This window comes from Methylobacterium oryzae (genome assembly GCF_021398735.1).
Taxonomy (GTDB): Bacteria; Pseudomonadota; Alphaproteobacteria; order Rhizobiales; family Beijerinckiaceae; genus Methylobacterium.
In genome coordinates, this window is the sequence record NZ_CP090349.1 from 856,434 (window position 1) to 873,881 (window position 17,448).

19 protein-coding genes are annotated in these 17,448 nt (G+C 73.2%); 13 read left to right on the forward strand and 6 right to left on the reverse strand.

Annotated features, from left to right (window positions below):
- Positions 1 to 148: 148 nt before the first annotated feature.
- Entirely contained in the window at positions 149 to 328 is a 180-nt protein-coding gene (locus LXM90_RS03985) for a hypothetical protein (protein WP_234081819.1), read from the reverse strand.
- A 223-nt stretch (positions 329 to 551) separates the two neighbouring features.
- Here LXM90_RS03985 and LXM90_RS03990 point away from each other — a divergent pair, with 223 nt between their 5' ends.
- The 4 genes from LXM90_RS03990 to LXM90_RS04005 all read left to right on the forward strand — a co-directional run bounded on the left by LXM90_RS03990 (position 552) and on the right by LXM90_RS04005 (position 4,938).
- Positions 552 to 1,292, forward strand: a complete 741-nt coding sequence (locus LXM90_RS03990) for a GntR family transcriptional regulator (protein WP_020091051.1) — start codon at positions 552 to 554, stop codon at positions 1,290 to 1,292.
- Between the two features lie 86 nt (positions 1,293 to 1,378).
- A complete protein-coding gene (locus LXM90_RS03995) occupies positions 1,379 to 2,614 on the forward strand; it encodes an MFS transporter (protein ID WP_020091050.1) in 1,236 nt (411 codons plus the stop codon).
- A gap of 4 nt (positions 2,615 to 2,618) precedes the next feature.
- Positions 2,619 to 3,539 (forward strand): amidohydrolase family protein, encoded by a 921-nt coding sequence (locus LXM90_RS04000; RefSeq protein ID WP_234081822.1) that lies wholly within the window; start codon positions 2,619 to 2,621, stop codon positions 3,537 to 3,539.
- Between the two features lie 40 nt (positions 3,540 to 3,579).
- Positions 3,580 to 4,938, forward strand: a complete 1,359-nt coding sequence (locus LXM90_RS04005; protein ID WP_056522792.1) for an MFS transporter — start codon at positions 3,580 to 3,582, stop codon at positions 4,936 to 4,938.
- A 12-nt stretch (positions 4,939 to 4,950) separates the two neighbouring features.
- Here the strand turns inward: LXM90_RS04005 and LXM90_RS04010 are convergent, their stop codons facing one another.
- From LXM90_RS04010 to LXM90_RS04020, 3 genes are read right to left on the reverse strand one after another with little or no spacing between them, the layout of a single operon-like run.
- Positions 4,951 to 5,742, reverse strand: a complete 792-nt coding sequence (locus LXM90_RS04010) for an ABC transporter ATP-binding protein (RefSeq protein ID WP_234081825.1) — start codon at positions 5,740 to 5,742, stop codon at positions 4,951 to 4,953.
- A complete protein-coding gene (locus LXM90_RS04015; RefSeq protein ID WP_234081827.1) occupies positions 5,736 to 6,740 on the reverse strand; it encodes an ABC transporter permease in 1,005 nt (334 codons plus the stop codon). The genes LXM90_RS04010 and LXM90_RS04015 overlap by 7 nt, the downstream gene beginning before the upstream one ends.
- A gap of 8 nt (positions 6,741 to 6,748) precedes the next feature.
- A complete protein-coding gene (locus tag LXM90_RS04020; RefSeq protein WP_234081830.1) occupies positions 6,749 to 7,849 on the reverse strand; it encodes an ABC transporter substrate-binding protein in 1,101 nt (366 codons plus the stop codon).
- A 490-nt stretch (positions 7,850 to 8,339) separates the two neighbouring features.
- Here LXM90_RS04020 and LXM90_RS04025 point away from each other — a divergent pair, with 490 nt between their 5' ends.
- The 6 genes from LXM90_RS04025 (at position 8,340) to LXM90_RS04050 (ending at position 14,018) form a co-directional block, all read left to right on the forward strand.
- The gene (locus LXM90_RS04025) at positions 8,340 to 9,485 is read left to right on the forward strand and encodes an acyl-CoA dehydrogenase family protein (RefSeq protein WP_234081832.1); all 1,146 of its coding nucleotides are present in this window, start codon (positions 8,340 to 8,342) and stop codon (positions 9,483 to 9,485) included.
- A 27-nt stretch (positions 9,486 to 9,512) separates the two neighbouring features.
- A complete protein-coding gene (locus tag LXM90_RS04030; RefSeq protein ID WP_020091043.1) occupies positions 9,513 to 10,607 on the forward strand; it encodes an LLM class flavin-dependent oxidoreductase in 1,095 nt (364 codons plus the stop codon).
- Positions 10,607 to 11,545 carry an ABC transporter substrate-binding protein gene (locus tag LXM90_RS04035; RefSeq protein WP_234081833.1) on the forward strand — a complete coding sequence of 313 codons (939 nt, stop codon included), beginning with the start codon at positions 10,607 to 10,609 and terminating at the stop codon, positions 11,543 to 11,545. The genes LXM90_RS04030 and LXM90_RS04035 overlap by 1 nt, the downstream gene beginning before the upstream one ends.
- 19 nt (positions 11,546 to 11,564) lie before the next feature.
- Entirely contained in the window at positions 11,565 to 12,113 is a 549-nt protein-coding gene (locus LXM90_RS04040) for a cupin domain-containing protein (RefSeq protein ID WP_020091041.1), read from the forward strand.
- 19 nt (positions 12,114 to 12,132) lie between these two features.
- Positions 12,133 to 13,509, forward strand: a complete 1,377-nt coding sequence (locus tag LXM90_RS04045; protein ID WP_020091040.1) for an LLM class flavin-dependent oxidoreductase — start codon at positions 12,133 to 12,135, stop codon at positions 13,507 to 13,509.
- Between the two features lie 128 nt (positions 13,510 to 13,637).
- Positions 13,638 to 14,018: a response regulator gene (locus LXM90_RS04050; RefSeq protein ID WP_020091039.1), complete on the forward strand. Its 381-nt coding sequence runs from the start codon at positions 13,638 to 13,640 to the stop codon at positions 14,016 to 14,018.
- 15 nt (positions 14,019 to 14,033) lie between these two features.
- On the opposite strand, the gene LXM90_RS04055 is transcribed toward LXM90_RS04050, so the two are convergent.
- Together LXM90_RS04055 and LXM90_RS04060 are read right to left on the reverse strand one after the other, a co-directional pair.
- Complete coding sequence (locus LXM90_RS04055) at positions 14,034 to 14,894, reverse strand: hypothetical protein (RefSeq protein ID WP_020091038.1); 861 nt, start codon at positions 14,892 to 14,894, stop codon at positions 14,034 to 14,036.
- A gap of 57 nt (positions 14,895 to 14,951) precedes the next feature.
- Positions 14,952 to 15,227, reverse strand: coding sequence for a hypothetical protein (locus LXM90_RS04060; RefSeq protein ID WP_020091037.1), 276 nt, complete (start codon positions 15,225 to 15,227; stop codon positions 14,952 to 14,954).
- Positions 15,228 to 15,381: 154 nt separating this feature from the next.
- On the opposite strand from LXM90_RS04060, the gene ppk2 reads away from it, so the two are divergent.
- The 3 genes from ppk2 (at position 15,382) to LXM90_RS04075 (ending at position 17,445) form a co-directional block, all read left to right on the forward strand.
- Complete coding sequence (gene ppk2 / locus LXM90_RS04065; protein WP_020091036.1) at positions 15,382 to 16,329, forward strand: polyphosphate kinase 2; 948 nt, start codon at positions 15,382 to 15,384, stop codon at positions 16,327 to 16,329.
- Positions 16,330 to 16,407: 78 nt separating this feature from the next.
- Entirely contained in the window at positions 16,408 to 16,656 is a 249-nt protein-coding gene (locus tag LXM90_RS04070) for a hypothetical protein (RefSeq protein WP_128083267.1), read from the forward strand.
- 561 nt (positions 16,657 to 17,217) lie between these two features.
- Positions 17,218 to 17,445 (forward strand): hypothetical protein, encoded by a 228-nt coding sequence (locus tag LXM90_RS04075; RefSeq protein ID WP_020091033.1) that lies wholly within the window; start codon positions 17,218 to 17,220, stop codon positions 17,443 to 17,445.
- Positions 17,446 to 17,448 lie beyond the last annotated feature (3 nt).

A 17,448-nucleotide genomic window follows, 5' to 3' on the forward strand; every position in this document is an offset into this window, starting at 1 on the left:
GGCATCGACTCGACGTCGACAACGGCCCGCGCCCGGGCATTGCCCTTCGTCTTGGAGCTGTGGGCCGACCGTCATGATGGTCGTCTCGCGGGGGGAGGTCCTGTCCCCGCGCGGACCGATCGAAACGGCCGGCGCCGGTCGACGTCGGTCAGGGCGTGGATCGCGTCCCGGCCGGCGGGGCGCTGATTGATCCGCTCTCGGAGCCGGTGACGACCTTGCGGGCGGCGGCCTGACTCTGGCTGGCGTAGTCGGGCGGCGCGGTCTCACCCTGCCAGATCATCAGGCCGGCCAGGGCGGCGACCATCAACCCCACACTCACGAGGAGCACGATCAGAACCGGCCTGCCGCGCCGACCCTGACGGGTCTCTCGAGACGTACGATATTCGACCATCCGCGCCTCGCTGGACCATGATCCCGGGAAATCCCGGCGGAAACCCGCGGCCCGGCGAATGGATCCTGTACTGCGACGCTGTGGACCACGGGATCAGCGCGCGCCGGCACCGCTCCGTCGCCCATTGGCGCCTGCCGGCGATAGTCATACAGTCATACACATGACCGTCGTGACCGCACCTCAGCCCGATCTCCGCTTGCCGCTCTACCAGCGCCTGCGGGACGAGATCGCCTTCCAGATCGCCCGCAACGTCTGGCGGTCGGGCGAACCGATCCCCACGGAGGCGGAACTGGCGGCGACCCACCGCGTCGCCATCGGCACCGTGCGCAAGGCGATCGACGTCCTCGTCGCCGACGGCCTCGTCGAGCGGCAGCAGGGCCGCGGCACCTTCGTTCGGCGGCCGCGCTTCGACCGGTCCCTGTTCCGGTTCTTCCGGCATCTCGGCCCGGACGGCACCCAGGCGGTGCCGGAGGGCCGGATCCTGTCGCGCGAGGCCTGTCCGGCCCCCGCGACCGTCCGCGAGGCCCTCGGCCTGGACGCGCGCGGCGACGCGATCCGGCTGATCCGGACACGCCACCTCCAGGGCCGCCCGATCCTGTCCGAGACGATCTGGCTGCCGGCCGCGCGGTTCGCGCCGCTCCTCCAGGCCCCGCTGACGGAGATCGGCGACCTCCTCTACCCCGCCTACGAGCGTCTCTGCGGCGAGATCGTCGCCCGCGCCGAGGAGACCCTGACCGTCGGCATCGCCGACGCGACCGATGCGGAGCGCCTCGCAATCGCCGACGGAGACCCGGTCGTCGTCATCGAGCGCCTCGCCTACGGCTTCGATGCCCGCCCGATCGAGTGGCGGGTGACGCGCGGCGCCGCCCGGGACTTCCGGTATCACGTCGACATCCGCTGAAAGGCGGGCGCCTTGACGCGCCGGCCCACGCGTGCTCATCTATTCATATAAATGACTAGTCCTCTTCAGAGGACGGAGGAAAGCCCGTGTTCCGCTGGTACCGAGAGGTCGGTCCGGCCGAGCGTCGCACCTTCTGGGCCTGTCTGGGCGGGTGGTCGCTCGACGCCCTGGACGTGCAGATGTTCAGCCTCGCCATTCCCGCGCTGGTCGCGAGCTTCGGCCTGAGCCGCTCGGAGGCCGGCCTGATCGGCGCGGTCACGCTCGTCGCGGCGGCGATCGGCGGCTGGCTCGGCGGCCTCGCGGCGGACCGGATCGGCCGCGTCCGGGCCCTCCAGATCACGGTGCTGTGGTTCGCGGTCGCGACCTTCCTGGCGGCCTTCGCGCAGAGCTTCGCCCAGCTGCTGACCCTGAAGGCGCTGCAGGGGATCGGCTTCGGCGCCGAGTGGGCGGCCGGCGCCGCGCTGATGGCGGAGGCGATCCGGCCCGAGCACCGCGGCCGGGCGCTGGGCGCCGTCCAGGGCGGCTGGGCGCTCGGCTGGGGCGCGGCCGTGCTCCTGTCCACGGCGGCGTTCTCGGTGCTGGATCAGGAGACCGCTTGGCGAGCCCTGTTCGCCTGCGGCCTCGCGCCGGCACTCCTCCTGCTCTACCTCCGCCGCTCCGTCCCCGAGCCGGTCCGGTCCGTGGCAGGGCCGGCGCCGTCACGGGCCGGAGGGCTCGCGATCTTCGCGCCCGGCCTGCGCCGGATCACGGTGCTCGCGACGCTGCTCGGCCTCGGCGCCCACGGGGGCTTCCACGCCCTGTTCACGTGGCTGCCCACCTACCTGAGCGTCGAGCGCGGCGCCTCGGTCCTCGGCACCGGGCTCTACCTCGCCATCATCATCGCGGCCTTCGGTCTGGGCTGCCTCGTCGCCGGCGGCCTCGTGGACCGGCTCGGCCGCCGCCGGACCGTGGCGCTCTACGCCGCCGGCTGCATGGCCCTGGTCGTCCTGTACCTGCTGCTGCCGGTCGGCGGCACGGGCCTGCTCCTCCTCGGGGCGCCCCTCGGCTTCTGCACGGCCGGCATCCCCGCGAGTCTCGCGGCGCTGTTCAGCGAACTCTTCCCGGACGGGCTGCGCGGGACCGGGATGGGCTTCTGCTACAACGCCGGCCGCCTCGCCTCCGGCCTGCTGCCCCTCGGCGTCGGCTTGCTCAGCGAGATCTGCGGCCTCGGCCCGGCGATCGGCCTGTCGGCCCTCGGCGCCTACGGGCTCGTCCTCCTCGCCGTCGCGCTCCTGCCGGATCGGCAGCCCGGCGGCGCGCTGATCCCCCAGACCGTGAGATGATCCGATGAACCGGCGCCACTTCTGCCGCACCCTGCTCGCGGGCGGCGTCACGCTCGCGCTTCCCGCCCGCGGCCGCGCGGCCGGGACCGGCTCCGCCGCCGACGCCGACGACGGCGTCGCTGCGGTGGACACCCACGCCCACGTCTTCACCCGGGCCCTCACCCTCACGGGCGACCGGCGCTACGCCCCCGACTACGACGCGAGCATCGCCGATTACCGCGCCATGCTGGACCGGAACGGCATGGCCCGCGGCGTGCTGATCCAGCCGAGCTTCCTCGGCACCGACAACGGCTACATGGTCTCGGCCCTGCGCTCCGCGCCGGAGCGGCTGCGCGGCATCGCCGTGCTGGCCCCGGAGGCCGAGACCGCGACCCTGCGCGACCTCGCCGGGCAGGGCGTCGTCGGCCTGCGCCTCAACCTGATCGGCCGGCCCGACCCGGATTTCGCCGGCCCGGTCTGGCGCGCCCACCTCGCGCGCGTCGCGGATCTCGGCTGGCAGATCGAGGTCCAGGCCGAGGCGCGGCGCCTCGCGCGGCTGCTGCCGCCGCTGGTCGCGGCAGGCGTCCCCGTCGTGGTCGATCATTTCGGCCGGATCGACCCCGCCCTCGGCATCGCCGATCCGGGCTTCGCCGACCTGCTCGGCTTCGGCCGCGGCGGCCGCGTCTGGGTCAAGCTCTCGGGCGCCTACCGCATCGGCAGCGGCGAGGCCGGCCGGCAGACGGCGGTGCAGGCCGCCGAGCGCCTGCGCAACGCCTTCGGGGCGCGGCGCCTGCTCTGGGGCAGCGACTGGCCGCACACGCAGTTCGAGACCCAGGCCAGCCCCGCCGAGGCCCGGCGCGACCTCGACGCCTGGGTGCCGGACCCGGCCGAGCGCCGGATCGTCCTGGCCGAGACGCCCGCCGAACTCTTCCGCTTCGACCGCTAGGCCGAGGCGGGCCCGCCCGAATTCCAGCGAGGACAGGACCATGGCAACACCGACCACGCCACACGCGGCGGACGCGGCCGCCTTCGAGAGCCGAACGATGCGGAAGGTCGGCCTGCGCCTGATCCCCTTCCTCGTGCTCTGCTACTTCATCGCCTACGTCGACCGGGTGAATGTCGGCTTCGCGGCGCTGACCATGAACCACGATCTCGGCCTCTCCGCCGCGGCCTTCGGCCTGGGCGGCGGCCTGTTCTTCGTCGCCTACGTCCTGTTCGAGGTGCCGAGCAACCTCGCCATGGAGCGCGTCGGCGCGCGGATCTGGATCGCGCGGATCATGATCACCTGGGGGCTCGTCGGCATCGGCTCGGCCTTCGTCACAGGTCCGCTGAGCTTCGCCACCGCCCGCTTCCTGCTCGGCGCGGCCGAGGCCGGGTTCTTCCCCGGCGTGATCCTGTACCTGACCTACTGGTTCCCCAAGGCCTACCGGGCGCGGATCGTGGCGATGTTCATGGTCGCGATCCCGCTCTCCAGCTTCTTCGGCTCGCCGCTCTCGGCGGCGCTGCTCACCCTCGACGGCGCCGCGTCCCTGCGCGGCTGGCAGTGGCTGCTGATCATGGAGGCGGTCCCGGCCGTCCTGCTCGGCGTCGCCGCCCTCGCGCTGCTTCCGAGCCGGCCGGCCGAGGCGACCTTCCTGAGCCCGGCGGAGCGCGGCTGGCTGACGGACCGGCTGGAGACCGAGCGGCGCGCCGCCGAGGCGAGCGCCGGGCACCACGCTCACGGCCTCGCGGCGGTCTGGGCGGTGCTCGCGAGCCGGCAGGTCTGGCTGCTCGCTGTGATCTACGCGGGCAGCTCGGCCACCAGCAACACGCTGTCGCTGTGGATGCCGCAGATCCTCAAGGGGTTCGGCCTCAGCAACCTGCAGACCGGCCTGCTGAACATGATCCCGTTCGGCATCGCCTCGGTCTTCATGATCGTCTGGGGCCTGCGGGCGGACCGCAGCGGCGAGCGGATCTGGAGCACGGCCCTGCCGCTGGCGCTGACCTCGGTGAGCTTCGCCCTGACGCTGCTGACGGGCTCGCTCTGGATGACGCTGGTCCTGCTCTCGCTGGTCCTGCTCGGCAACTACGCGATCAAGGGCCCGTTCTTCGCCCTCGCCACGGAGACGCTGCCGCCGGCCCAGACGGCCGCCGGCATCGCGGCGATCAACACCCTGGCGCATCTCGGCACCGGGGCGATCACCTCGCTGATCGGGGTGCTGCGCGAGCAGACCGGCAGCTTCCCCGTCGCCCTGCTGCCGCTCTGCGCGCTCACGGGCGTCGGCTGCGCCCTGGTCTTCTGGATCGGCCGGCACCAGCCGCGGGCGGCGACCGTCGGGGCGACCCCGTCGATCGCCCGGGGCTGAGGCGGCGGTCCGTCAGGTCAGCTGGCCGAGGATCCCCAGGATCTCCCGGCGCAGCCGCACGATCTCGGCATCGTCGCGGTGGCGCGGATAGGGCGCCGCGACGGGCAGCTCGACCCGGATCGCGGCCGGGCGGTCGGAGAGCACGATCACGCGCTCGGCCAGCACCAGCGCCTCCTCGACGTCGTGGGTGACGAGGAGCGCGGTGAAGCGCTTCTCCTGCCAGAGCCGCAGGATCTCGGCCTGCATGGCGAGCCGCGTCAGGGCGTCGAGCTTGCCCAGCGGCTCGTCGAGGAGCAGCAGCCGCGGCGCGTTGACGAGCGCGCGGGCGAGGGCCGCCCGCTGCGCCATGCCGCCGGAGAGCTGGTGCGGGTAAACGTCGGCGAAGCCCGTGAGGCCGACCAGCCCCAGCGCCTGGTCGACGAGGGCCGCCCGCGACCGCCCGACGCCGCGCGCCTCCAGCCCCAGGGCGACGTTGCCGCGCACGGTCCGCCACGGATAGAGCGTCGGGTCCTGGAAGACGAGGAGCCGGGACGGGTCCGGGCCCTCCACCAGGTCGCCGTCGACCCGGATCGCGCCCTGGTCGGGCGGCTCGAGGCCGGCGACGAGCCGCAGCAGGGTGGACTTGCCGCAGCCCGAGGGGCCGAGCAGGGCCACGAAGCCGCCGGGCTCCACGTCGAGGCTCACCCGGTCGAGGACCGGCAGGGGCGCGCCGCGGATCGCGAAGGCGTGGCTGACGGACTCGACCGCCAGGCGGGCCCCGGCGCTCTGGGCGGCGGGGCGTTCGAGGGTCGCGGCGGCTACCATTGCACCAGCCCCTTCTGCCACGCGAGCAGGCGGTCGCGCAGGCGGAACAGCAGCGTGATCAGGGAGGAGCACATCAGCGCCATCACGATCAGCGCCGCGTACATGTTGGCGTAGGCGGCCCAGCCCTGCGCCCACTGGAGGTACCAGCCGAGGCCAGACTTCACGCCGAGCATCTCGGCGACGACCAGCACCGCGAAGGAGCCGCCGAGCCCCATGAACAGCCCGACGAAGACGTGCGGCAGCGCCGCCGGGATCGCCACGCGCAGGATCAGGAAGCCGCGCGAGGCGCCGAGCGTCCGCGCCACGTCGAAATAGGCCTTGTTGACGCCCGCCACCCCCGACCAGGTCAGCACCGTGACCGGGAAGCCGGTCGCCAGCGCCACCAGGAAGGTGCTGGCCGACCACGAGGACGGGAAGACGAAGAAGGCGAGGGGCAGCCACGCCGTGGCCGGCAGCGGCCCGACGAAGCGCAGAACGGGATGGGCCCAGTAGCCCACCGCCCGGAAGGTGCCGATGGCGACGCCCAGGACGAAGCCGGTCGCCGCCCCGATGGCGTAGCCGCCGGAGAGCAGGATCAGGGAGTTGAGGATGCTGCCGCCGAGCTTCGGCCAGTCGTCGAGGAAAACCTCCAGGATCGCCTGGGGCGAGGGGAAGAACGGCATCGGCAGCAGGGCGAGCTTCGCCGTGACCGCCTCCCAGACCAGCAGCGCCACCGCCAGCACCGTGAGCCAGGGGCTCCCGTGCCGCAGCCGCGACCCGAGAGGGCCGAGGCGGCCGGCCACGGGCATGAGGGCCAGGAGGGCGAGGCCGAGCGCCGCCGCGCCGGACCCGAGGGCCGCGGTCTCGGGCAGGTCGTCCGCCTCGGGCAGGCCGAGGGTCACGCCGGCCAGGGCGAGCCAGGCGCCGCCCGCGAGGACGATCCGCCAGGGCGGCCGCGGCAGCCTTCGGAACGGGGCGGCGGCCCGCGGGGCGACGCCGGCGGTGATGCTTCCGGACATGGCGCGCCTCAGCTCAGCACGTCGGCGTAGATCCGCTCGGCGAACTTTGCCGTGTCGGTGGACCGCCGCAGGACGTTCACCTGCTTCAGCTCGTCCCCGTAGAGCGCGAGCTGCTGCTTGAGATCGCCGCCGACCGGGCTGTCGCCGTGCTGCTGGCTGCGCAGCATCGCGGCGAGATCCGCGATCGAGCCCTTGCCGCCGTAGCCGGAGAAGGCCCGGGCCGCGGCCTCGGGATCCCGGTGGACGGCGTGGCCGCCCTCTAGGATCGCCCGGGTCAGCGCGCGCGCCACCGCGCGGTCGTTCCGGATCAGGCTGCCGCGGGCGGCCACGACGCAGCAGGTGCGGGTGGCGAACTCGCCCGACAGGTTGGTGGCGACCTCGGTGAAGCGCGGGTCCTTCAGCCAGATCCAGGTCCGCGGGTCGGAATCGGCCAGCGCCTGCGCCTCGCCCTTCTCCACCGCGAGGTTGAGCAGGTCGGCCGGGTACTGCCGCCACTCGACCCCGCTCTCCGGGTCGATCCCCGCCTTGGCGAGCAGCAGGCCGAAGAAGTTCTTGGCCGGGCTCGCCTGGTCGCTGATCGCGATCGTCTTGCCCTTCAGCCCGGCGATGTCGGCGATGCCGGAGGATTTGGCGCTGAGCAGCCGCAGGCAGCCGCCGTGCAGCCCCGCGGTGATCTTCACGTCGAAGCCCTGTTCCAGGGGCTTGAGCCAGCGCAGGGCCATGCCGATTCCGGCATCGGCCTTGCCCGTGGCGATCGCCTCCAGCAGGGCCTCGGTTGAGCCGCCGAAATTGACGAACTCCACGTCGAGGCCGTGCCGGGCGAAGATCCCCTGCTCCTTGGCGAGCGGCGCGGCCGCCGTGCAGATGGCCGTGGCGTTCCAGGCCAGCTTCACGGTCCGGAGCGGGGCCGCGGGCGCCTCCGCGGCGGCGGGTCGGCAGAGCGGGCCGGGGTCGAACGGCGCCCCCGGTCCGGGTGCCCAGGCGCGGCCGGTGCCCATGCCGAGGCCGAGCGGCAGGGCGGCGGCCGCGGCGCCGACCTGCAGCAGGCGCCGCCGGGAGGGCGAGGGATCGGAGGAGGGGCTGCCCGGTCGGGAGGGCGCGTCGGTCATCTCGGGTCTCCGGGCCGCGCGACCGCGCGGCGGGAACGGCGCGCGTCACCGCACCGGTGGCGCGACCGGGCGGATCTGGCGCCCTCGTCTTCGGGAATGATCCGTCGAGGGATCAGGGTGCCGAGTATTCGATCGCTGCAGGACCGAGTCAACGAAAGCGTTTCCTCTATTTTCGCGCGATCGGGTAAGATCATTCACGGATCGGCGCCGTCGCACGGCGCTCAGGCGCCCCGGCTCATCGGCGAGGGGCGTCGTTCGTCTGTCTCTCGATGACGGGACCCCGAATGGCGACCGGGAGAACGATCGATTCTTGCCCCCGGCGGGCGGAAACACGTTCTCCTTCGCCGTCCGACGACGCGGCAAAATCCTCCTGCCGATCCATGAATATTCGGAACGGCATTCCGTTGACGCGACCCGGGTCCGGGCGGACCATCGCGGCTCCCGGGATGGCGCCGCGCGGCCGCCCGCCGATCACGTCGCCGAACACCCCATGACCGTCGCCGTCCCGCCCCCCGACATCGTCAGCAGCCTCGCCGGACGGCTCGCCGCCCGCGCGGCCGACCACGACCGCGCGGGGACCTTCCCGCACGACTCCCTCGCGGCGCTCCGGGAGGCCGGGCTCCTGGCCCTCACCGTGCCGCGGCGTCTCGGCGGCGGCGGTTCGGGTCTCGCGCGGGCCGCCGCACTGGTGCGCGCGCTCGGCGCCGCCGACCCGGCGACCGCCCTGGTCGTGGCGATGCAGTACCTCCAGCACGGGCTGATCCACCGGCCCGACACCCCGTGGCCGCGCGCGCTCGCCGACGCGGTCGGCGCGGCGGCGGTGGCGCGGGGGGCGCTGATCAACGCCCTGCGGGTCGAGCCCGAACTCGGGACGCCCTCGCGGGGCGGCCTGCCGGCCACGGTGGCCCGCCGCGACGGCGCGGGCTGGCGGATCTCCGGGCACAAGATCTACGCGACCGGGGCGCCGGGGCTCGCCTACGGCCTCGTCTTCGTCCGCACCGACGAGGCGGAGCCGCGCACCGGCACCGTCCTGGTGCCGTTCGACGCGCCGGGCATCCGCATCGCGGAGACCTGGGACCATCTCGGCCTGCGCGCCTCCGGCAGCCACGACGTCCACTTCACGGACGTGCCGATCCCCGGGGACCACGCCGTCGACCTGCGGCCGCCGGGCGGCTGGTCGGGGCCAGATCCCTGGCAGCAGGCCTGGAGCTGCACCCTGCTCGCCGCCCTCTACGACGGCGTGGCCCGGGCGGCGCAGGACTGGTTCACCGGCTTCCTGCGGGCGCGCCGGCCCGGTAGCCTCGGGGCGCCGCTGGCGAGCCTGCCGCGCTTCCACGAGGCGGTCGGCGAGAACGAGCGGCTGCTCGCCGTCAACGCGCGCCTCGTCGCCGGGCTCGCCGCCGAGGTCGATGCGGGACATCCTCCTCCGCCGCGCGAGTCCGGCTTCGTGAAGCTCACCGCCACGGAGAACGCCGTCGCGGCGGTCCAGCGCGCCGCGGAGCTGTCCGGCAACGCCGGCCTGTCCCGGGCGAACCCGCTGGAGCGGCACCTGCGCGACGTCCTGTGCGCGCGCATCCACTGGCCGCAAGGGGACGCCGTCCGCGCCGCCGCCGGCAGGGCCGCCCTCGGCGCCTGAACCCGCCCTCGACCCGGAGATCGCACCATGAGCCTGCTTCCCCCCGATGCCGTCGAGTTCATCGGCTTCGTCGCCCCCCGCCACACCTCCGAGATCCACCCGGCGGCGGGGCCGTCCATCGACCGCGACTATCTGAAGCTCCTGGCGCAGGCGCACGAATGGGGCGGGTTCGACCGGGTGCTGGTGGCCTTCCACGCGACCACGCCGGACGCCCTCCTGCTCGCCGGGCAGGTCGCCGCCGTGACCGAGCGGCTGGGGCTGATGATCGCCCACCGCACCGGATTCACGGCGCCCACCGTGGCGGCGCGGCAATTCGCGACCCTCGACCAGCTCACCGGCGGCCGGGTCGCGATCCACGTGATCAGCGGCGGCGACGACCGGGAACTCGCCCAGGACGGCGACCACCTCACCAAGGACGCGCGCTACGCCCGCACCCGGGAGTTCCTCGACATCGTCCGGCAGAGCTGGACCGCCGCGGAGCCGTTCGACTACGCGGGCGATCACTACCGGGTGGAGCGCGGCTTCTCCGAGGTGAAGCCGGTCAACGCGATCCCGGTCTATTTCGGCGGCGCCTCGCCGGCGGCGCTGGCGGTGGCCGGCCGCCACGCCGACACCTACGCCCTCTGGGGCGAGACCCACGCGCAGGTCGCCGAGTTGATCGGCCGGGTGCGGGCGGCGGCCGCGGCCCACGGGCGGGCGCCGCGCTTCAGCCTGTCGGTCCGGCCGATCCTCGCCGAGACCGAGGCGCGGGCCTGGGAGCGCGCCGAGGACATTCTGGCCCGGACCCGGGCCGTCCGGGCCGCCAAGGGCCTCGGCCCGGCGGCGACGCCGCAGAACGAGGGCTCGAGACGACTCCTCGCGGCCGCCGCCGCGGGGCCGCGCCACGACAAGCGCCTGTTCACCGCCATCGCGGCCGAGACCGGAGCGGCGGGCAACTCGACCGCCCTGGTCGGCACCCCCGAGCAGGTCGCCGACGCCCTGCTCGACTATCACGACCTGGGCGTGCGGACCTTCCTGATCCGCGGCTTCGACCCGCTGGAGGACGCGCTCCAGTACGGCCGGGCGCTGCTGCCCGCCGTCCGGGCCGCCCTCGGGCGCCGCGGCGCCGCCGAGGCCGCCTGATGCGCGCCGTCATCCTCGCCCTGCTGGCGCTCCTGGCGGTCCGGCCGGCGCACGCGCAGGAGGTGCTGCGGGTCGGCGACCAGCGCGGCAACGCCCGCGCCCTGATGGAGGCGGCCGGCGTGCTCGACAGGTTGCCCTACCGGCTCGACTGGAGTGAGTTCCCGGCGGCCGCGCCCCTGCTCGAGGCGCTGAACGCCGGCGCGATCGACGCGGGCGGCGTCGGCGACGCGCCCTTCACCTTCGCGGCGGCCGCCGGGGTGCCGGTGAAGGCGTTCCTGGCCTTCCGCAACCGGCAGGACGGGCTGGCGATCCTGGCGCTCAAGGAATCGCCCCTCCGCACCGTGGCCGACCTGAAGGGCAAGCGCGTCGCCACGAACCGCGGCTCGATCGGCCATCAGGTGGTCCTGGCGGCGCTGGAGGAGGCGGGCCTGCCCGCCGACAGCGTGACCTTCAGCTTCCTGCCGCCGGCCGACGCCAAGATCGCGCTGGCTTCCGGGGCGGTCGACGCCTGGGCGACCTGGGAGCCCTACACCTCCACGGCGGAGCTCGCCGGCCTCGTCCGGGTGATCCGCGACGGCAACGGCATCACCCCGGGCCTGACCTTCGCGGTGGCGAGCGACGACGCGATCCGGACCAAGCGGGCGCTGCTCGCCGATTTCGGCGCGCGCCTCGCCCGCGCCCGGGAATGGGCCCTGAAGGATCCGGCGCCCTACGCGTCCGTCTGGTCGAAGCTCATCGGCCTGCCGGAGGCGGTGCCGCTGCGCTGGTTCGGCCGCGCCGCCTACCGGGCCGTCCCGATCGACGCGTCCGTGATCGCCGACGAGCAGCGCAACATCGATCTCTACGTCCGCGCCGGGCTGATCCCGAAGGCCCGCGCGCCGCGGGCCGAGGCGATCCTCGACACGAGCGTCTCGCAAACCGCCGCCGCCGTGCAATGATGGCGCGGGAGGACCCGACATGCACGACCACGGCGACGACCACGGCCACAGCCACGATCATGGCCACGCCCACGATCACGCCCACGATCACGCCCACGACCACGGCGCGTCCGAGCGCTGGAAGCACGACGGCGTTCGGGTGATCCCCGGCGACCGGCTCGACGCCAACACCGCGCAGACGCCCGGCATGTACCGGCAGGCCGCGATCAACGCCGCCCGGGTCGGCGCCCAGAAGATCTGGGCCGGCACGGTGGCGATCCAGCCCGACGCCAAGACCGGCGTGCACCACCACGGCGAACTGGAGAGCGTGATCTACGTGGTCTCGGGCCGCGCCCGGATGCGCTGGGGCGACAGGCTCGAATACGTCGCCGAGGCCGGGCCGGGCGACTTCATCTTCGTGCCGCCCTTCGTGCCGCACCAGGAGATCAACGCCTCGACCGACGAGCCGCTGCACTGCGTGCTGGTGCGCTCCGACAACGAGGCGGTGGTGGTCAACCTGCCCGACGTCGAGGCCGCCGAGGCGCCCGAGACGGTGTACTGGGTCGACCCGATCCACAAGCATCCGTGAGAGACCGGAGACGGCAGCGATGAGCCGGGACCGCCAGCTGCATCTCGGCGCCTTCATGCGCCCGGTCGGCATCCACACCGCGTGGTGGCGCTATCCAGGCAGCTATCCGGACGCGAACTTCAACTTCGAGCACCTGGCGCACTTCGCCCGGCGGCTGGAGGCCGCGAAGTTCGACGCGTTCTTCATGGCCGACCACCTCGCGGTGATGAACATGCCGGTGGCGGCGCTCCGCCGCTCGGCCACCGTGACGTCGTTCGACCCGCTGACCCTGCTGCCGGCGCTCGCCGTGCTCACCGATCGGATCGGCCTGATCGCCACCGCGTCGACCACCTACAACGAGCCCTACCACGTCGCCCGCAAGTTCGCCTCGCTCGACCACATCTCGAAGGGGCGGGCCGGCTGGAACCTCGTCACCTCCGGCAACCCGGACGAGGCCCTGAACTTCGGCCGCGACGCGCATCTGGAGCACGCCACCCGCTACGCCCGGGCGCGCGAGTTCTTCGACGTGGTGACCGGCCTGTGGGATTCCTTCGCGGACGACGCCTTCACGATGGATCCGGCGAGCGGCCTGTTCTTCGACCCGGCGAAGATGCGCGTCCTCGACCACCGCGGCGACTTCCTGAAGGTGAAGGGCCCGCTCAACGTCGCCCGGCCGGTGCAGGGCTGGCCGGTGATCGTCCAGGCCGGCGCCTCCGAGGCCGGCAAGCAGATCGCCGCCGAGACCGCCGAGATGGTGTTCGGCGCGGCCTCGACCGTGGAGGCGGCCCGGGCCTTCTACGCCGACGTGAAGGGCCGGATGCCGGCGGCGGGGCGCGACCCGGACCAGCTCAAGATCCTGCCCGGCTGCTTCATCGTCCTGGGCGAGACGGAGGACGAGGCGCAGGCCAAGAAGGCGCGCCTCGACGACCTCGTCCATCCCGACAGCGGCCTCGCCAACCTCTCGGTCCGCCTCGGCGTCGACGCGACCGGCTTCGCCCTCGACGCGCCGCTCCCGGAGCTCCCCGAGAGCAACGCCAGCAAGAGCGGGCAGGCCCAGATCGTCGACTACGCCCGCCGCACCGGCGCGACCGTGCGGGAACTCGCCCGCAAGGTCGGCGGCTACGGCGGCCTGCAGATGGTCGGCACGCCCGCGCAGGTGGCCGACCGGATGGAGGAGTGGCTGGAGACCCGCGCCTGCGACGGCTTCAACGTGATGTTCCCGTTCGTGCCCGAGGGTCTCGACGACGTGGTCGACCGGCTGGTGCCGGAGCTGCAGCGGCGCGGGCTGTTCCGCCGGGACTACGCCGGGACGACGCTGCGCGACCATCTCGGCCTCGCGCGGCCGGCCAACCGCTTCTTCCCGCCCGACGCCCCGCCCGACGCCCCGCCCGACGCCCCGGCTCGGCCAGGGGGCTGATCGACCCGCCGCGCGGGCCGGCGCGGTCCCGCGCCGTCGGGGTGCGTGGCGGATCATGCGAACGGCGCGAACCTCCGGTCGTGTCGCGCGGTTATTCTCGGATCGTCGCGCGCCGATGGGAGGGGATCGTGCCCGAGGCTGTTCCGCCCCTGTCCGGGTGCCGCGTCCTCGTCGTCGAGGACGAGTATCTCATCGCCAGCGAGGTCAAGCGCTGGTTGCACAGCGCCGGGGCCGAGGTGATCGGCCCGGTCCCACGCGCGGATCTCGCCCTGGACCTGATCGCCGAGCAGACGCCCGACGCCGCGGTGCTCGACGTGAATCTGGGCGACGGGAACAGCGTCTATCCGGTCGCCGAGCGTCTCGGCGTCCTCGGCGTGCCGTACCTGTTCGCCACCGGCGACGTGCGGGTCACCGGCGCCCCGGCCGAGGCGAGCCGGCCCATCCTGGAGAAGCCCTTCGTGGCGGCGGAGCTGGTCCGGGCCGTGACCCGACTCGTCGCGGCCGCCTGAGGCCGCCGCGCCGCCTCAGAGAGGGCCCGGCCCGGGATGCGGGCCCATGCGCCGGCGGTCGTGCTCGATGGCGAAGACGTGGGCGTAGAGGTTCGCGACCCAGCCCCGCCCCTCGACCGTGAGGTCGAGGAACCGGATCGCGTCCCCGATCACGGGCTCGATCTTGCCCCAGAAGAACGACGGGTAGCGCTCCGCGAGGTCGGCCGGGCTGTCGTAGCCGAGTTCCGCGTTGACGCCGATCTCGGCGAATTCGTGGAACAGGGCGTTCAATTTGCGCGGGTAGAGCGGGTCGCCGAGCTGACCGATCAGGTCGGCCGCCCGCAGCAGGCCGGCCTCGGTCCCGGTCTCGCGATGGGAATCGTCCTCGGGGACCGGGAAGCGGGTCAGCTCAATCGCCCGGATGACCCGGGACGCGTCGACGAGATCGTGCGTGCCGAAGCGCTCCTGCACGGCCAGCTTCGAGCGCTCCACGTGGTAGGGTGCCAGCGCCGCGTCAGAGGCGCCCCGGGGCAGGCTGACGGTCGTGCCCTGCGCGTCGATGACGAAGGCCTGCAGCCGGTCTCCGGCGCAGACGCCGCGCACGTAGCCGATGTCGTGGTAGAGGGCGGCCAGGATCATGTGCAGCCAGTCCTCGGGCGTGATGCCCTGCTGCAGGAAGCGGCCGCGGAGGATGTCCTGGGCGACCAGGGTGACGAGGGCCGTGTGGTCGCCGTCATGGTAGAGGGCGTCGCTCCCGACGATCCGCTCGATCGTCAGGCGCGCCGCGGCCTCGATGATCTCGGCGTAGCGCGGCTCCCGGCTGCCGAAGGTCCGCTGGTAGGTCAGGGCCAGGTGCTCGCCGAGGGCGTCGGCGAGCATCTTGGTCGCGTCGAACATGGGATCCTCGCCGTCAGCTGCGTCGGGCGGCGCCGCGCCCGGCCGGGTCGATGGAGATCACGCGGATCGCCCCCCGCGATCGACGAGCCGCTCCTCGAGATAGGCCGCCGCGTCCGCGTAGAGTTCGTAGCGGCGCAGCAGCACCGCCCGCTTCTCGGCCTTCGTCGCCGCGTCGAGCTTGGCGCGGGCCCTGTCGGCGCGGGCGCGCAGCTTCCCGGCGAGCTTCTCGAAGGCGGCATCGATGCGCGCGCCGACCTTCTCGCCCTCGGCGCGCGCCGGATCGGGGTCGTCCCGCCGGCGCTTCGGCCCGGCCCTCTTCGCTTCTCCAGCCATGACGCATCTCCGGTCGCCCCGATCGGTGGCGGAACCGTATGACGGAACGATCACGGGCGCGACATGGGATCGGCCGCCGCGGGCGCGGCGCTTTCTCAGGCGTGTCACGGAACGCTGCTCTAGGTCGGCCCCGCGACGCGCAGGAGAACCGGCGATGCGGCCCGACGACAGCTCTGCCCCGGATGCCACCTTGAATGCCAACGCGGATGCCACCCTGGAGGCGATCCGGCGTGACCTCGCCGACAGCTACGACGAGGAGCTGGAACTCGGGCTCGAGGAGGATCGCCTCGACCGGCTCGCGGCCGAGCTCGGCGGCGCGCCGCCCGATCATCTCGACCGCAAGGTCTATTTCCGCGCGCTGCTCCGGCTGCAGCACGAGCTGGTCCGGCTCCAGGACTGGGTGCAGGACCGGAAACTGCGCGTGGTCGTGCTGTTCGAGGGCCGCGACTCGGCCGGCAAGGGCGGCGTGATCAAGCGGATCACCCAGCGCCTCAATCCCCGCGTCTGCCGCGTCGCCGCCTTGCCCGCCCCGAGCGAGCGCGAGCGGACGCAATGGTATTTCCAGCGCTACGTCTCCCATCTGCCCGCCGGCGGCGAGATCGTGCTGTTCGACCGCTCCTGGTACAACCGCGCCGGCGTCGAGCGGGTCATGGGCTTCTGCACCGAGGCGGAGGTCGAGGAGTTCTTCCGGTCGGTCCCCGAATTCGAGCGCATGCTGGTGCGCTCCGGCATCGTCCTGGTAAAATACTGGTTCTCGATCACCGATGCCGAGCAGGAATTCCGCTTCCGGATGCGGATCCGCGATCCGCTCAAGCAGTGGAAGCTGTCGCCCATGGACGTCGAGTCGCGGCGCCGCTGGGAGGACTACACCCGGGCCAAGGAGGACATGCTGGCGCGGACCCATATCCCCGAGGCGCCCTGGTGGGTGGTCGAGGCGGTCGACAAGCGACGGGCCCGCCTGAACTGTATCAGCCACCTGCTCGACCAGATCCCCTACGGCAGCGTGGAGCACCCGGCGGTCCACTTGCCCGAGCGCCTGCGGCACGCGGACTACGTGCGCGGCCCGGTCCCCGCCGCGATGCTCGTTCCGGCCGCGTTCTGATCGCGGCGCGGAGACGGCGCGGGAGTCGTGATCCTGTCGCGGTGGCGCGGCTATAGCGCCGCCATGGCGAAGCGCCCCATGACTCTCGACCTGTTCACGACCCTGGATATCGTCGATGACGACGTCTCGGCCGTCGTCGACGCCTATCTGGCCGATCCCACGCCCGGTTCGGTGGCGTTCGGGGACGGCTTCCGCATCGATCCCGCGGCCGCGGTGGCCTCGCATCCCTTCGCCCGGACGCTGATCGATCAGCCCTGGGCCGATGCCGGGCTGCGCCGGGCCGCCATCCGCGCCGCCATCCTGCTGGCGGAGCCGGAGCGGGTCTGACCGGATCGGCCGCCTGTCGCGCGATATTCGTGGGGCTGGCATGCCGCTTCCATCGCGCTGGCATACCGCTGTCATGTGGCCGTCATGGGCGGGATGGCAGGTCGCCGCCACGGCGAACCTCCCGACCCTATGCCGCCACTCCGCCCGCCCGGTCCTGCCGTGGCGGGCTTTTGTATGCCCGCGGCTCGGCCATCGCGACGACGCGCGTCGGATCCTACGCCTAAAACGGTAGGTGTGCCGGCCTCCGACCACACGACGCCCGGTTGTAATCTGAGGCGGAGACGGCGCGGATGAACGGCGCGCCTTCACGGTGAACGATCGGTTTACCCAAACCGCACAATTGCGCCGACCGCCCCGATCCGGGCGCGATCGGCGGGCGTTCTACGGGCAGGTCCACCGGAGACGTGCTGACATGCTGATCCTCAACCCGATGACCGGCCAGATGGTCGAGGTGCGCGTGCCCCGGCCGAAGCCGAAGGCCGCCTGAGCGCGCCAGCTCTCCGTCCGCTTCCCCGCACGCCCGCGGCCCAGGCGGCGTGCCCCTCCAGCCCCGCACGACCAATGCTGCCGACCGATCTCGACCGACCCGCCGAACTGACCCTCTGGCCGGGCTACGCGCCGGCCCGGGTGGCCGTGTCGCACAGTTTCCCGACGCTGCGGGCCGCCCTCGCCGCCGCGGTCGCGGCGATCGACGCCGAGGATGCCAATCCCTGGATCATCACCGAGGGCGGCGACATCCTCGCTCCGGGATGGATCCGCGCGAACACCGCGGGCGCCGTCCTGCAGTAGCCG